The 14,377-nt window shown below is 61.2% G+C and carries 13 protein-coding genes; 8 read left to right on the top strand and 5 right to left on the bottom strand.

Features of this window, described 5'->3' with window-relative positions; genetic code table 11:
- Positions 1–29: 29 nt before the first annotated feature.
- Positions 30–1,277: an adenylate/guanylate cyclase domain-containing protein gene (locus GA0061101_RS26375; protein ID WP_037197529.1), complete on the bottom strand. Its 1,248-nt coding sequence runs from the start codon at positions 1,275–1,277 to the stop codon at positions 30–32.
- Between the two features lie 224 nt (positions 1,278–1,501).
- On the opposite strand from GA0061101_RS26375, the gene GA0061101_RS26370 reads away from it, so the two are divergent.
- Positions 1,502–2,083 (top strand): nucleoside 2-deoxyribosyltransferase, encoded by a 582-nt coding sequence (locus GA0061101_RS26370; RefSeq protein ID WP_037197530.1) that lies wholly within the window; start codon positions 1,502–1,504, stop codon positions 2,081–2,083.
- 43 nt (positions 2,084–2,126) lie between these two features.
- On the opposite strand, the gene GA0061101_RS26365 is transcribed toward GA0061101_RS26370, so the two are convergent.
- From GA0061101_RS26365 to GA0061101_RS26350, 4 genes are read right to left on the bottom strand one after another with little or no spacing between them, the layout of a single operon-like run.
- Complete coding sequence (locus tag GA0061101_RS26365; RefSeq protein ID WP_037197532.1) at positions 2,127–2,672, bottom strand: sarcosine oxidase subunit gamma family protein; 546 nt, start codon at positions 2,670–2,672, stop codon at positions 2,127–2,129.
- Positions 2,665–5,598 (bottom strand): sarcosine oxidase subunit alpha family protein, encoded by a 2,934-nt coding sequence (locus tag GA0061101_RS26360; protein WP_037197534.1) that lies wholly within the window; start codon positions 5,596–5,598, stop codon positions 2,665–2,667. The genes GA0061101_RS26365 and GA0061101_RS26360 overlap by 8 nt, the downstream gene beginning before the upstream one ends.
- Positions 5,595–5,873, bottom strand: coding sequence for a sarcosine oxidase subunit delta (locus GA0061101_RS26355; protein WP_037197536.1), 279 nt, complete (start codon positions 5,871–5,873; stop codon positions 5,595–5,597). The genes GA0061101_RS26360 and GA0061101_RS26355 overlap by 4 nt, the downstream gene beginning before the upstream one ends.
- A gap of 12 nt (positions 5,874–5,885) precedes the next feature.
- Positions 5,886–7,136 carry a sarcosine oxidase subunit beta family protein gene (locus tag GA0061101_RS26350; RefSeq protein ID WP_037197538.1) on the bottom strand — a complete coding sequence of 417 codons (1,251 nt, stop codon included), beginning with the start codon at positions 7,134–7,136 and terminating at the stop codon, positions 5,886–5,888.
- Between the two features lie 88 nt (positions 7,137–7,224).
- Here GA0061101_RS26350 and GA0061101_RS26345 point away from each other — a divergent pair, with 88 nt between their 5' ends.
- From GA0061101_RS26345 to purU, 7 genes are all read left to right on the top strand, one after another.
- Entirely contained in the window at positions 7,225–8,184 is a 960-nt protein-coding gene (locus GA0061101_RS26345; RefSeq protein WP_037197540.1) for a GlxA family transcriptional regulator, read from the top strand.
- A gap of 76 nt (positions 8,185–8,260) precedes the next feature.
- On the top strand, positions 8,261–8,944 hold the full coding sequence (locus GA0061101_RS26340) for a helix-turn-helix domain-containing protein (RefSeq protein WP_037197542.1): 684 nt from the start codon (positions 8,261–8,263) through the stop codon (positions 8,942–8,944).
- A gap of 91 nt (positions 8,945–9,035) precedes the next feature.
- On the top strand, positions 9,036–9,944 hold the full coding sequence (locus tag GA0061101_RS26335) for a class II glutamine amidotransferase (protein ID WP_037197576.1): 909 nt from the start codon (positions 9,036–9,038) through the stop codon (positions 9,942–9,944).
- 32 nt (positions 9,945–9,976) lie between these two features.
- Entirely contained in the window at positions 9,977–10,663 is a 687-nt protein-coding gene (locus tag GA0061101_RS26330; RefSeq protein ID WP_037197544.1) for a GltB/FmdC/FwdC-like GXGXG domain-containing protein, read from the top strand.
- Positions 10,664–10,678: 15 nt separating this feature from the next.
- A complete protein-coding gene (locus tag GA0061101_RS26325) occupies positions 10,679–12,007 on the top strand; it encodes an FMN-binding glutamate synthase family protein (protein ID WP_037197545.1) in 1,329 nt (442 codons plus the stop codon).
- A gap of 78 nt (positions 12,008–12,085) precedes the next feature.
- On the top strand, positions 12,086–13,393 hold the full coding sequence (glnT, locus tag GA0061101_RS26320) for a type III glutamate--ammonia ligase (RefSeq protein ID WP_037197547.1): 1,308 nt from the start codon (positions 12,086–12,088) through the stop codon (positions 13,391–13,393).
- A gap of 98 nt (positions 13,394–13,491) precedes the next feature.
- Complete coding sequence (gene purU / locus GA0061101_RS26315; protein ID WP_092575736.1) at positions 13,492–14,376, top strand: formyltetrahydrofolate deformylase; 885 nt, start codon at positions 13,492–13,494, stop codon at positions 14,374–14,376.
- Position 14,377: the final 1 nt, after the last annotated feature.

The following is a 14,377-nucleotide window of genomic DNA, read 5'->3' as shown; positions in this document are numbered from 1 at the left end:
GAGAGGGAAGAACCCCGGCTCTCCGTCGATCATGCATCCTGCAGCAACTTCTCTTTTGCGGTGAAGGCGAAGACATCGACCGGTTCGCCGAGGCCCTTGAGCGGGAAGGCGCCGAGGCTTTCCATATCGCGCTGGCAGCCGGCCATCTCGACGAATGCCTTGGACAGAAGCACCGGCCGCTTCACTTCCTTGGTCAGCGTTTCCAGGCGCGAAGCGATGTTCACGGCCGGGCCGATGACCGTGAAATCGAGGCGGGTGCGCGAGCCGATATTGCCATACATCACGTCGCCGACATGCACGCCGACGCCGTAGCGGAGCACCTCGCGGCCCTGCTTGCGGTTTTCCTCGTTGAGGGTTGTCACCGCTTCCTGCGCCTCGCGGATTGACAGGAGGAGATTGTGGCAGGCGTTGGGGTCGCTCAGCGGGAAGATGGCCAGCAGCCCGTCGCCCATGAATTTGAGGATCTCGCCGCCGTGTTTTTCGATCGGCTCGACCATAGCATCGAAATAGCCGTTGAGCAGTTCGATGACGTCGTCTCGCGGCCACATGTCCGAAATGGTCGTGAAGTCGCGAAGATCGCAGATCAGAATGGCCGCTCCGACCGTGGCGCCGCTGCCGCGCGTCGTCGCGCCGGCTAGGATCTGCTCGCTGGCATGCGGGCCGACATAGGTGCGCAAAAGCGTGCGTGCCATGATGTTCTTCAGCCGGATCTCGGTCACCATCGTCAGCGCAGGGAGCAAATCCTTCAGGAAGGTGATGTGCTCATCGGTGAAGCCGCCCGGTGCATCCGAGGCGAAAGTGACGATATGGCGCTTGCCGAGCGTGTGATAGATCGGCCAGGCAATATAGTCGGTCAACCTTTCCGCATATAGCTCCTTATACAGCGGGTAGACGAACTGATCCTTGTCGGAAACCTCGAGATTTTGCCGGACCTCGATTGCGCCGTTGAAGATCTCGTTGATGGGGCTTGCCAGAAACTGCGGCGTATTCTCGACACCGTAGCTGAACGTGGCGATATCACCTTCTTTCATACCGGTGCGCCAGAGGATCCGCGCGCCGAGCCATTGCGGATGCATCGTTCTGAAATGCATCGTCGATCGCGCAACCGGAATCCCGATTGCCCGCATCTTCTCGCACAGCTCAACGAGAATATTGTCGATGAAGCGCTGCTCACGAACGTCATTCATCAACCAATCGAGGATTTTGCTTTGTTTCGTCGGCCAGCTGCCACGGTCGTCATTTTCCGAGCCGGCAATTGCCGCAATGGAAGATTGCATTTCTTTTACCCCACAAATTCTGTCGCCTGTCATCGGCTGTCTCAACGCCCCGCTTCGAAGTGCGAATATACGCGCCTTGCCGTTGGTCGGGAACGGCACTCGCGCGCATTTCGCGATTTTGCAAGCCGCGCGTTTCGCTATGGCGCAAGAGCGTTGAATCGGTCATATGCCTCATATGGTTCCGCAGCTTCCGTGGTGCAACATTTTGTCGGAAAGGCAAAGCATTGAGAGCATATTTGGCAGGTCCTGAGGTGTTCCTCCCCAATGCGCGGGAAGTCCTCGACCACAAGATTGCCTTGGCGCGCAGCTATGGCTTCACCCCTGTCTCGCCCGGCGATCTGGCCGTCCCGGAAACCGAAACGAGGCATCAACGCGGTCTCGCCATCAGCGCCATCAACGAGAGCCTGATGTCGAGCGCCGATCTGATCATTGCCAATCTGACGCCGTTTCGCGGCGTTGCGGCTGACATCGGCACCGCGTTCGAGTTGGGCTTCATGTGCGCCCGCGGCTGCCCGGCATTTGCCTTTTCCAACTGCACCGAGAATCATTTCGAGCGGGTCAGCGGCCTCTATGGCGGGGAAGTCCGCCTCGGTCCCGACGGCCGCCATCGCGGGCCTGATGGCTTCGCGCTGGAAAATTTCGATATGGCCGACAATCTGATGCTTGATGGTGGCATCGCGGCGCGCAACGGTGCGGTCATTACGCGGAAGGTGGCGCCGGATCGGCTCTTTCTCGATCTAACTGCGTTTGAAGAATGCCTTAACCTGGCCGCCGAAAGATTGCTGAAAACGGCCGCCAGCGCCTGATGTCTCTGGCGTATAAGCCGGTGCGTTTTCGATACCCGATGGTTCAGGATGAAACGCGCGCGGCACCCAGCGATAGTGCAAGCGCCTCAAGCTCTTCGTAGAGAGACTCCGCAAAGCTGCGCAGCACCGTCAGCTCGAACTCGTCGGCACCGGTACGTGCGACCTGCAGCGATATATGGCCGAAGAGCGTCATGGCCGTCCGCCCTTGCGGGAAGGTGGCCGGATGAAAGTCGACAGCCGTGCCCTTGCTCAGCAATTCGGCGGCACGCAGACCGGAGACGCCGATGCAGACGCGGCCATGGCTCTGGTCCGAGACGAAGGCGCTACCGGCAAGGGCATTGGAAAAATCCCGTACAAGGGCGTTGGGAAGCACGTTGTTGCCGGCAATGAACCATTGTCGATATCCGGCCGGACGCACAGCGCTGTCCTTGATGCCTGCCGCAGAAAGATGTGCCTCGAGATCTTCGGTCGTCGTTGCTCCCATCACATGCAGCAGATGACCCTCAGGCAGGGCTTCGAGCCGGATGTCCGGACCTTGCAAGGCGGCCTTGCCGGCAAGAACCGGCTTTTTTTGGGGAAGGTCAAGCATGGAGCTTCTCGTTTTCAGGATCGATGAAGACCGGGCTGCAGAGCTGCCCCTCGGTAAATTCGTTTCGAAGGCCGTTCCAGACCAAGACCTTTTCGCCGATCCGCTCCGGCCCGTTCTTGACCAGCGCGAGGCCGATCGTATGGCCGAGGCTCGGCGAAAAGGCGCTCGACGTGACATAGCCCTGATCGTTTTCCAGCGTTGCGGCCGCGCCCTCCGCCAAAATATGGGCGCCGGTGCGGAAGCTTGTCGCCGGATTGAGCGGCTTGACGCCGACGAGGCGGGGCCGATCGGCCGCCTGCAGGCCCTCGCGTGCGAGCATGGCCTTGCCGATGAAATCGGCCTTCGTCGGCGAAACCATGCGGGCAAAACCGAGATCCCCCGGCGTAACCGTGCCGTTGATCTCGGCATGGGTGACATGACCCTTTTCGATGCGCATGACGCCGAGCGCCTCGGCACCATAGGGGCAGATATCGTATTGCTGCCCGGCCTGCATGACGGCATCGGCGACAAACTCGCCGTAAGCCGCAGGCACAGCGAGCTCATAGGCGAGCTCGCCCGAAAACGAGATGCGAAAAAGCCGGCCTTCGAGCTTGCCGCCGAACAGCGTGACTGCGCGCGCACTCATGAAAGCGAAGGCTGCATCCGAGATGTCTTCATCAACGATCTCGGCGAGGATCGCACGGGATTTCGGGCCTGCGACCGCCATCTGCGCCCATTGATCGGTGGAGGAGGCAAAGTAGACGTCCAGTTCGGGCCAGAGCGTCTGAGCGCAGAATTCGAGGTGGGTCAGCACGCCGGCGGCAAGTGCCGTCGTCGTCGTCATGAAGAAATGCTCGTCGCCGAGGCGGCTGGTGGTGCCATCGTCATAGATCATGCCGTCTTCGCGCAACATGATGCCATAGCGCGCCTTGCCGACGGGCAGCTTGGCAAAACCGTTGCAATAGATGCGGTCGAGGAAGGCCGCCGCGTCCTTGCCGAAGATCTCGATCTTGCCGAGCGTCGAGACATCGCAGATGCCGGCATTCTTCCGGATATTCAGCACCTCGCGGTCGACGCTCTCGCGCCAGGTCTTTTCACCCTCGCGGGGGAACCAGGAGGAGCGATACCAGAGCCCGGTCTCGACAAAGACGGCGCCATTCTTCTTTGCCCAGCCATGCAGTGGCGATTTGCGCGCGGGCTGGAAGTGCTTGCCGCGCGACGCGCCGGTGAGCGCGCCGAAGGAAACCGGCGTGTAGAAGGGCCGGAATGTCGTGGTGCCGACCTCGGCGGGTGAAACCCCGCGGGCCTCGGCAAGGATGCCGATGGCATTGATATTGGAAAGCTTGCCCTGGTCGGTCGCCATGCCGTTGGTCGTATAGCGTTTGGCAAGCTCGACATGCCCATAACCCTCGCGCACCGCAAGGCCGAGATCTTTAAGGTGTACGTCGTTCTGGTAATCGACGAAGGCCTTGCCCTTGGCACCTTTGACGGACCACAGCGGCGAGGCGGCTGCCTGTACGTCTTCCCCAAGCTTGAAGGCCGGCTCCGCCTTGGCAAAGCCGATCGCCTCGAGCGCCTCAGCTGCCTTGCGCGCACCATCACCAAGGCAAGCCTCGGTCGAGGCAAGACCGGCAGCCGAGCCCGCAATGAGCAGTCCTTCCTGCCTTTCCGGGGCAAGGAAGGCTGCGTGCCTGTGGGACCATACCGGTCTTCCGCCGCGATGGCAGGCGAGATGAATGATCGGGCTCCAGCCGCCCGACATGGCAAGCGCATCGGCCTCGATATGTTGTGTGCCCGAGGCAGTGGCTACGGTCACGCGACGCAGCTGCTTGCCGCCATGCGCATCGATGATGCGGGCGTCGGAGACTATCGGAGCTCTACCCTTCCAAGTTTCGCTGGCTTTGGGGCGACTGTCGACGATGGCGGCAACCTCGACGCCGGCGGCCTCAAGATCGGCCGCCGTCTGGTAGCCTGACCGGTTCGTGGTGAAGACAACGGTCCGGTTGCCCGGCGCGACCGCCTGACGGTTCAGATAGCTGCGCATGGCGCCTGCCATCATGACACCCGGAATGTCGTTGCCGCCGAAGACGAGCGGCCGCTCTTCCGCGCCGGTAGCAAGAATGGCCTGTTTGGCGATGATGCGCCAAAAACGTTCGACCGGCCGGTGCGCATCGGGCGCTGCGACGTGCTTCTGCACGCGCTCGACGGCGCCGAAGACGTTGTCGTCGTACCAGCCGATGACGGTCGTGCGCGGCAGGCATTGGACATTCGGCAGGCTTTCGAGCTCCGTCAGAAAGTCACCCAGTGGTGACTCTTGATCGGCAAGCAGGCTGCCGCCAAGGGCAAAGCCTTCGTCGGCTAGCAACACGCGTGCGCCGGCACGTCCCGCCGTCAATGCGGCGGCAAGCCCCGTCGGACCTGCGCCGATGACCAGCAGGTCGCAATACGCCCAGCATTTCTCATAGGAATCAGGGTCGGTTTCGTAGGAAGCCTTGCCGAGGCCGGCGGCCTTGCGGATCAATGGTTCGTAGACCTTCTCCCAGAAGGCAGCGGGCCACATGAATGTCTTGTAGTAGAAGCCGGCGCTGAGGAAGGGCGACAGCAGCCCGTTGACGGCGCCGATATCGAAGCCGAGCGAGGGCCAGCGGTTCTGGCTGCGCGCAATCAGCCCATCATGGAGCTCGACCATCGTGGCACGGCTATTGGCTTCCGTGCGCCCGCCCGTGCCAGTTGCCACAAGGGCGTTAGGCTCGGCCGCGCCCGCCGTCAGGATGCCGCGCGGCCGATGATATTTAAAGCTGCGGCCCACGAGTTGAATGCCGTTGGCGAGCAGGGCGGAGGCAAGCGTATCGCCGGGGTAGCCCGTCAGCTCCGTGCCGTCGAAGCTGAAACGGACGCTCTTGGAGCGGTCGATCCGGCCGCCGGAAGAAAGGCGGAAGCTGGTCATGCCGGATCTCCGAGCTTGGCGAGCGCTGCGTCGCTCACGCCGTGGACCTTGTGCGTGACCGTGTCGCGCTCGACGATCAACCAGCGGCGGCAGCCGGAGGAATGGTGCCAATATTCCTTGTGTCGTCCTTTCGGATTGTCACGCAGATAGACGTAGTCGTACCAGGCGTCGGAACCGGCATCCGGCGCGGGACGACCGAGGTTCGCATCACCCTTGATGGTAAATTCCTCTTTGGGGCGAATGCCGCAGTGAGGGCAGGAAATCAGGCTTGCCATCTCGTCATGTCCTCAATGCAAGTTGGGCTGGGCGCCAACGCCCTTTTCATCGAGCTGATAGCCGCGCCGGAAACGGTCGAGCCGCAGTTCCCGCGCCGTTTCATGCGGCTCGTTGCGGGCGATCAGATGGGCGTAGCAGTAGCCGGAGGCCGGTGTGGCCTTGAAGCCGCCATAGCACCAGCCGGCGTTCAGATAGAGATTGTCGATATGGGTGCGGTCGATGATCGGCGAGCCGTCCATGCTCATGTCCATGACGCCGCCCCATGTGCGCAGGTAGCGCACGCGCGTCAGCGACGGTATCAAGGCGACGCCGGCCTCCGCGACATGCTCGACAGTCGCGAGATTGCCGCGCTGCGCATAGGAATTGTAACCGTCGATATCGCCGCCGAAGACGAGGCCGCCCTTGTCCGACTGCGATACGTAGAAATGCCCGGCGCCGAAGGTGACGACCGTGTCGATGAACGGCTTCAAGCCTTCGGAGACGAAAGCCTGAAGCACATGGCTTTCGATGGGCAGGCGCAGGCCGGCCATGTCGGCGACGACAGTGGAGTTGCCGGCCGCCGCCAGCGCCAGCTTGCCGCAGCCGATGAAGCCCTTGGTGGTTTCGACGCCGGTGACGCGGCCGTTCTCGCTGCGGATGCCGGTCACCTCGCAGCCGGTGATGATGTCGACCCCACGGCTATCGGCGCCGCGAGCATAACCCCAGGCGACGGCGTCGTGGCGCACCGTACCGCCGCGTGGTTGCAACAGGCCGCCCATGATCGGAAAGCGGGCATTGTCGAAATCGAGGAACGGCAGCTTCTTGCGCACGGCCTCCCGGTCGAGGAATTCGGCATCGACGCCATGCAGGCGCATGGCGTTGCCGCGCCGCGTATAGGCATCCCGCTGCGCGTCGGAATGAAAGAGATTGAGCACACCGCGCTGCGAAACCATCGCGTTGAAATTGAAATCCTGCTCCAGCCCTTCCCAGAGCTTCATCGACAGCTCGTAGAAGGGGTTGTTGCCGGGCAGCAGGTAGTTGGACCGGATGATCGTCGTGTTGCGGCCGATGTTGCCGGAGCCGAGATAGCCCTTTTCCAGCACGGCGACATTGGTGATGCCGAAGGTCTTGGCAAGGTAATAGGCCGTCGCCAGCCCATGGCCGCCACCACCGACGATGATGACGTCATAATGCGGCTTGGGTTCGGGCTGACGCCAGGCTGGAGTCCAGCCGGCATTGCCGCGAAGACCGTTGAGGAAAATGGAGAGAGCGGAATAGCGCATGGATGGATCCAAGTGGAATTGCGCTCATGATGACAGAGCGGGAAATGGTGACTTGCCAATTCGGGACATATTTCGATAGAAATAGGACATGTCTTCGATCGACGCGAAAAACGTCCAGCATATCGGCTTCATCCTGATCCCAGGATTCGCGCTGATGTCCTATGCCTCGGCGAGCGAGCCGCTGCGCGCCGCCAATCTTCTGGCCGGACGCGAGATCTATCGGCTGTCGACATTCTCACCTGATGGCGCACCTGCGTTGTCGTCGGCCGGTGTGGCCGTCCCGGCCGCACCGCTTCCGGGCCGTGGCTCCGGGCTTGGGACAGTCTTTGTCTGCGCGGGTGGATCGCCGCGAGATTGGCATTATCCAACGGTTTTGGCCTGTCTAAGGCAATTGGCGCGCGAAGGAGTGCGTATCGGCGGCATATCCGGCGGTCCCTATTTGCTCGCCGCAGCCGGGCTTTTGGCGGACCGCGACTTCACCATCCATTGGGAGCATGCGCCGGCGCTGCTCGAGTCTTTTCCGACGCTGTCGCCGCGCCAGGCCCGCTTCGTCGTCGACGGCAACCGCATTACCTGCGGCGGTGGTGTTGCGCCGCTCGATATGATGCATGTGCTGATCTCCGAGCGCATGGGACCGGACTTCGCCCGCCGTGTGAGCGACTGGTATCTCCACACGGAAGTCGGCGAACCAACAGCGCCGCAACGCGGTTCACTCGCCGAGCGCTATGGTGTCCACCATCCCGGTCTTCTAAGCGTGCTCGAGAAGATGGAGGAGACGATCGAGATGCCGTTGGATCGCGCAGCCATGGCGCGGATCGCCGGCGTGACGCCGCGCCATCTCGATCGGCTTTTTGCCGCGCATCTCGCCTCGACATTCCTCGATCAATATCGCCGTATCAGGCTCCAGCATGCCCGGCGGCTGCTCGAGCAAAGCCCCTTGTCCATTTCCGAAATCGCTGTTGCCACCGGCTTTTCCAGCGGCGCTCATTTCTCCCGAGCCTATCGCAACCTTTACGATATGGCCCCAAGCGAAACGCGCCGGTCGTAGTTTTCGTCGTAGTTGAGAAAATTTCACTGGGAAGATAGAGTTGATGCAGCAGGGCAAGACCGGAAAAGGATCGTGAATGAAGACCAAGCCGAACAAGACGTCGAGCGAGGACCATCCGCATGGCACGCGACCAGCGTTCGTGCAGGATCCGCATGCGGTTCGCGAGCCGAAGGTCAACAATCTCGAAATGGCGATCGGCCACGAGGTGCGCGCCTATCGTAAGAAGCTCGGCATCACGGTGACGGACCTGGCCGCGGCCACCGGTATTTCGCTTGGCATGCTCTCGAAGATCGAAAACGGCAACATCTCGCCATCGCTGACGACACTGCAATCGCTGTCGCGTGCGCTTGGCGTGCCGCTGACGGCCTTCTTTCGCCGCTACGAGGAGCCGCGCAATGCGGTCTTCGTCAAGGCGGGGCAGGGCATAGAGCTTGAACGACGCGGCACGCGCGCCGGCCATCAATATAATCTGCTCGGCCATATCGACAACAATTCCAGCGGCGTCATCGTCGAGCCCTATCTCATCACGCTGACGGCCGATTCCGATGTCTTCCCGACCTTCCAGCACGAGGGCATGGAATTCCTCTATATGCTCGAAGGCGAGGTGATCTATCGCCATGGCGACCAACTCTTCCCGATGCAGCCCGGCGATAGCCTGTTCTTTGACGCCGACGCGCCGCACGGCCCGGAAGTCCTGGTGAAACTGCCAAGCAAATACCTGTCGATTATCAGCTATCCACAGCGCGGCAAGACCGAATAACTTGCCTTAAAAGAAAAAAATATTCTTTTGGGTTGAAATCTGAAAACAGACCTGATAGCCATTTTGCAGACGCGAAATGGAGGGTCTGATCATGTGCGGAATTGTGGGTCTCTTCCTGAAAGACAAAAGCCTCGAGCCGGAGCTCGGCTCGCTTCTTTCGTCCATGCTTGTCACGATGACCGATCGCGGGCCGGATAGCGCCGGCATCGCGATTTACGGCGGCGCCAACGGCAACAAGGCGAAGATTACGATCCAATCGGCCAGCCCGGCAAAGGACTTCGACGACCTCGAGCATGATCTGAGGCGCGCGCTGGATGCGCCGGTGTCGGTCGAGGTCAAAAGCACTCATGCTGTCATCACGCTCGCGAAGGATAAGCTCGACGAGGGCCGGGCGGCGCTCGCGACGCTGCGCCCCGATGTCCGGGTGATGAGCAGCGGCGATGCCATCGAGATCTACAAGGAGACCGGCCTGCCGAAGGACGTCATCTCCCGTTTCGGCGTCTCCTCCATGTCCGGAACGCATGGCATCGGCCATACCCGTATGGCGACGGAATCGGCGGTTACGACGCTGGGCGCCCATCCGTTCTCGACCGGCTCCGATCAATGTCTGGTCCACAACGGGTCGCTGTCGAACCACAACAACCTGCGCCGCGAACTCGTGCGTGAGGGCATGACCTTCGAGACGCAGAACGACACCGAAGTCGCCGCCGCTTATCTGACGGCCGAGATGGCCAAGGGCAAGGATCTCGGCGAGGCGCTGACCGGCGCGCTCAGCGATCTCGACGGTTTCTTTACTTTCGTTGTGGGAACGAAGTCTGGCTTCGGCGTCGTTCGCGATCCCATCGCCTGCAAGCCGGCAGTCATGGCCGAAACCGATCGGTATGTTGCTTTCGGCTCCGAATATCGTGCGCTCGTAAACCTGCCTGGCATCGAGGATGCCCGCATCTGGGAACCCGAACCGGCCACCGTCTATTTCTGGGATCACGAAAAGGCCGCCTAATCCAGTCTTGGCGCAATCGAGAGAGTTCTTTCATGCCAGTTTTCGATCTATCCGTTACCTCGCTGCGCGAATTTAACAGCATGCTTCACAGCCTTGCAGCTGGTGCCAATGATACTGCCTTCGAAGTCGTCAATCCGCGAGGCCATCACGCGGTGGCCGTCGGCATCGATGCTCCCGTCACCGTCGATATCAAGGGTTCCGTCGGCTATTATTGCGCCGGCATGAACGATGGCGGCAACGTCACGGTGCATGGCTCCGCCGGACCGGGTGTCGCTGAGAACATGATGTCGGGCACCGTTGTCATCGAAGGCGATGCGAGCCAATATGCAGGGGCGACCGGCCAGGGGGGCCTCCTGGTCATCAAGGGCAACGCGGCGTCGCGTTGCGGCATCTCGATGAAGGGCATCGATATCGTCGTGCACGGCAATATCGGCCATATGTCCGCCTTCATGGGTCAATCAGGCCACCTTGTCGTGCTCGGCGATGCGGGCGATGCGTTGGGCGACAGCCTCTATGAGGCAAAACTTTTCGTTCGCGGCTCGGTCAAGAGCCTCGGCTCGGACTGCATCGAAAAGGAAATGCGCCAGGAGCATCTCGAGAAGCTTGCCGAGCTTCTCGACAAGGCAGGCGTCAGCGGTGTCAGGCCGGAAGAGTTCAAGCGTTACGGATCGGCGCGCAAACTCTATAATTTCAACATCGACAATGCCGACGCGTATTGAGGCGAAAGAGACATCATGAGCTATCACAATCCTTTTACGCCGCCACGCAAATCAGCAACCTTCGACGACCATACCCTGGCCGAAATCCGCCGTGCGGCGGCGACCGGCATCTACGACATTCGCGGCGCCGGCACGAAGCGCAAGGTGCCGCATTTCGACGATCTTCTCTTCCTCGGTGCGTCGATCTCCCGCTATCCGCTCGAAGGCTATCGCGAGAAATGCGATACGACAGTCGTTCTCGGCAGCCGCTTTGCCAAGAAGCCCATCACTCTCAAGACCCCGATCACCATTGCAGGCATGAGCTTCGGCGCCTTGTCCGGCAACGCCAAGGAAGCGCTCGGCCGCGGCGCCACGCTTGCGGGCACGTCGACCACGACCGGCGATGGCGGCATGACGGATGAGGAACGCGGCCATTCGCAAACCCTCGTCTATCAATATCTCCCTTCGCGCTACGGCATGAATCCGAAGGATTTGCGCCGCGCCGATGCGATCGAAGTGGTGGTTGGCCAGGGCGCAAAGCCCGGCGGCGGCGGCATGCTGCTCGGCCAGAAGATTTCGGACCGCGTCGCTCACATGCGCAATCTGCCGAAAGGCATCGACCAGCGCTCGGCCTGCCGTCATCCGGACTGGACCGGTCCCGACGATCTTGAAATCAAGCTCATGGAGCTGCGCGAGATCACCGACTGGGAAAAGCCGATCTATGTGAAGGTTGGTGGTGCGCGTCCCTATTACGATACGGCTTTGGCCGTGAAGGCCGGCGCCGACGTCGTCGTCCTTGACGGCATGCAGGGCGGCACGGCCGCGACCCAGGACGTCTTCATCGAAAATGTCGGTATGCCCACACTTGCCTGCATTCGCCCGGCCGTCCAGGCACTGCAGGATCTTGGCATGCACCGCAAGGTGCAACTGATCATCTCCGGCGGTATTCGCTCCGGCGCGGACGTCGCGAAAGCACTGGCGCTTGGCGCCGATGCGGTTGCCATCGGCACGGCAGCGCTGGTTGCGCTCGGCGATAACGATCCGCGCTGGGAGGAAGAATATCAGAAGCTCGGCACGACTGCCGGTGCCTATGACGACTGGCATGAAGGCAAGGATCCGGCCGGCATTACTACGCAGGATCCGGAGCTCGCCGCGCGGCTCGACCCGGTCGCGGCGGGCCGTCGTCTTGCCAATTATCTCAAGGTCATGACGCTCGAAGCGCAGACGATCGCGCGCGCCTGCGGCAAGAACCATCTGCATAATCTGGAACCGGAAGATCTGTGTGCGTTGACGATGGAAGCGGCCGCCATGGCGCAGATTCCACTTGCCGGCACGAATTGGTATCCGGGCAAGGGAGGCTATTGAATTTCCGACCGGGCCGAAGAGCCCGGCGGCTTCACGCATAAACCGAAGTGTCTCTGAGAAATCCAAAGGGGAACGAGAATGACACTGGACCTTGCTGCTTTTGCGAAAGACAAAGGCATCAAATATTTCATGATCAGCTATACCGATCTTTTTTCCGGCCAACGTGCCAAGCTGGTGCCGGCGCAGGCGATTGCCGGCATGCAGGAAGAGGGCGCTGGTTTTGCCGGCTTCGCCACCTGGCTCGATATGACGCCTGCCCATCCCGATCTTTTCGCCGTGCCGGACGCGTCCTCCGTTATCCAGCTCCCATGGAAGAAGGATGTTGCCTGGGTCGCGGCCGATTGCATGATGGAAGGCGAGTTGGTCGCCCAGGCGCCGCGCAACGTGCTGAAGAAGCTCGTCAAGCAGGCTGAAGCCGAAGGCAAGCGGGTCAAGACCGGTGTCGAAGCCGAATTCTTCCTGATCACCGCCGATGGCTCGAAGATTTCGGATGAATACGACACCGCCGAAAAGCCCTGCTACGACCAGCAGGCCGTCATGCGCCGTTACGACGTCATCGCCGAGATCTGCGACTACATGCTGGAACTCGGCTGGGGCGCCTATCAAAACGACCACGAGGACGCCAACGGCCAGTTCGAGATGAACTGGGAGTTCGACGATGCCTTGAAGACCGCCGACAAGCACTCCTTCTTCAAGTTCATGGTCAAGTCGGTCGCCGAGAAGCACGGACTGCGCGCCACCTTCATGCCGAAGCCCTTCAAGGGTCTCACAGGCAATGGCTGCCACTGCCATGTTTCCGTGTGGAGCAATGACGGCAAGACCAACGTCTTCGCCGACAGGGAAGCGGAATTCGGTCTTTCGACCGAAGGCAGGCACTTCCTCGGCGGCATCATGAAGCATGCCTCGTCGCTGGCGGCCATCACCAATCCGACAGTCAATTCCTACAAGCGCATCAACGCGCCGCGCACGACATCGGGCGCTACATGGTCGCCGAATACGGTGACCTGGACCGGCAACAACCGCACTCACATGGTGCGTGTGCCCGGTCCCGGCCGTTTCGAACTGCGCCTGCCCGATGGGGCGGTCAATCCCTATCTGCTCCAGGCGATCATCATCGCGGCCGGCCTCGACGGTTTGCGCAACAAGGCCGATCCCGGCCCGCATCACAATATCGACATGTATGCGGAGGGTCACCTGGTGAAGGATGCGCCGCGCCTGCCGCTCAATCTGCTCGATGCGCTGCGGGCCTATGATGAGGACGAGGGCCTGAAGGAGGCGATCGGCTCCGAGTTTTCCGCTGCCTATCTGAAGCTCAAGCATCAGGAATGGAACGCCTACTGCTCGCATTTCACGCAGTGGGAGCGCGACAGCACGCTCGATATCTGAGCGCGGAGCGGACGATTGCCCGAATAAGCGCATGCGCTGGAGTATCAAGCTCCGGCGCGGGCGCGGATTTTTGGCCGGGACGGCGGAGGAAGATCACCATGAAGAACTATGTACTGACTGTATCGTGCCAGTCGACGCGCGGGATCGTTGCGGCGATAGCCAATTATCTGGCCGACCAGGGCTGCAACATCGTCGATTCCAGCCAGTTCGACGATCTCGACACCGGCAAGTTCTTCATGCGCGTCTCCTTCATCTCCGAGCAAGGGGTCGGCCTGGAGGCGCTGGTCGAAGGCTTCAAGCCGGTCGCTGCCAAGTTCGAGATGGAGGCCGAGATCCATGATGGCAAGAAGCGCATGAAGGTGCTCTTGATGGTCTCGCGCTTCGGCCATTGTCTCAACGACCTGCTCTACCGCTGGAAGATCGGCGCGCTGCCGATCGACATCGTCGGCGTCGTCTCCAACCATTTCGATTACCAGAAGGTGGTGGTCAACCACGACATCCCCTTCCACCATATTCCGGTGACGAAGGCCAACAAGCCGCAGGCGGAAGCACGGATCATGGAGGTGGTCGAGCAGACCGGCACCGAACTGATCGTGCTGGCCCGCTACATGCAGATCCTGTCGGATTCGATGTGCCAGAAGATGTCTGGCCGCATCATCAACATCCATCATTCCTTCCTGCCGTCCTTCAAGGGAGCGAACCCCTACAAGCAGGCCTATGAGCGCGGCGTGAAGCTGATCGGGGCGACGGCGCATTACGTGACGGCTGATCTCGACGAAGGTCCGATCATCGAGCAGGACACGGCCCGCATCACGCATGCGCAGTCGGCCGACGATTACGTGTCGATCGGCCGCGACGTCGAGAGCCAGGTGCTGGCCCGCGCCATCCATGCGCATATCCACTACCGCACCTTCCTCAACGGCAACCGCACCATCGTCTTCCCGGCAAGCCCGGGAAGCTATGCATCCGAACGGATGGGGTGAG

The sequence above is a fragment of the Martinezella lusitana genome (genome assembly GCF_900094565.1).
Taxonomy (GTDB): Bacteria; Pseudomonadota; Alphaproteobacteria; order Rhizobiales; family Rhizobiaceae; genus Rhizobium; species Rhizobium lusitanum.
This window is presented reverse-complemented; position numbering and strand designations above follow the sequence as displayed.

Coding starts and splice junctions, on each gene's coding strand:
- GA0061101_RS26375 (WP_037197529.1), bottom strand. CDS start 1,277: ATGCAATCTTCCATTGCGGCAATTGCCGGCTCGGAAAATGACGACCGT.
- GA0061101_RS26365 (WP_037197532.1), bottom strand. CDS start 2,672: ATGCTTGACCTTCCCCAAAAAAAGCCGGTTCTTGCCGGCAAGGCCGCC.
- GA0061101_RS26360 (WP_037197534.1), bottom strand. CDS start 5,598: ATGACCAGCTTCCGCCTTTCTTCCGGCGGCCGGATCGACCGCTCCAAG.
- GA0061101_RS26355 (WP_037197536.1), bottom strand. CDS start 5,873: ATGGCAAGCCTGATTTCCTGCCCTCACTGCGGCATTCGCCCCAAAGAG.
- GA0061101_RS26350 (WP_037197538.1), bottom strand. CDS start 7,136: ATGCGCTATTCCGCTCTCTCCATTTTCCTCAACGGTCTTCGCGGCAAT.
- GA0061101_RS26345 (WP_037197540.1), top strand. CDS start 7,225: ATGTCTTCGATCGACGCGAAAAACGTCCAGCATATCGGCTTCATCCTG.
- GA0061101_RS26340 (WP_037197542.1), top strand. CDS start 8,261: ATGAAGACCAAGCCGAACAAGACGTCGAGCGAGGACCATCCGCATGGC.
- GA0061101_RS26335 (WP_037197576.1), top strand. CDS start 9,036: ATGTGCGGAATTGTGGGTCTCTTCCTGAAAGACAAAAGCCTCGAGCCG.
- GA0061101_RS26330 (WP_037197544.1), top strand. CDS start 9,977: ATGCCAGTTTTCGATCTATCCGTTACCTCGCTGCGCGAATTTAACAGC.
- GA0061101_RS26325 (WP_037197545.1), top strand. CDS start 10,679: ATGAGCTATCACAATCCTTTTACGCCGCCACGCAAATCAGCAACCTTC.
- glnT (WP_037197547.1), top strand. CDS start 12,086: ATGACACTGGACCTTGCTGCTTTTGCGAAAGACAAAGGCATCAAATAT.
- purU (WP_092575736.1), top strand. CDS start 13,492: ATGAAGAACTATGTACTGACTGTATCGTGCCAGTCGACGCGCGGGATC.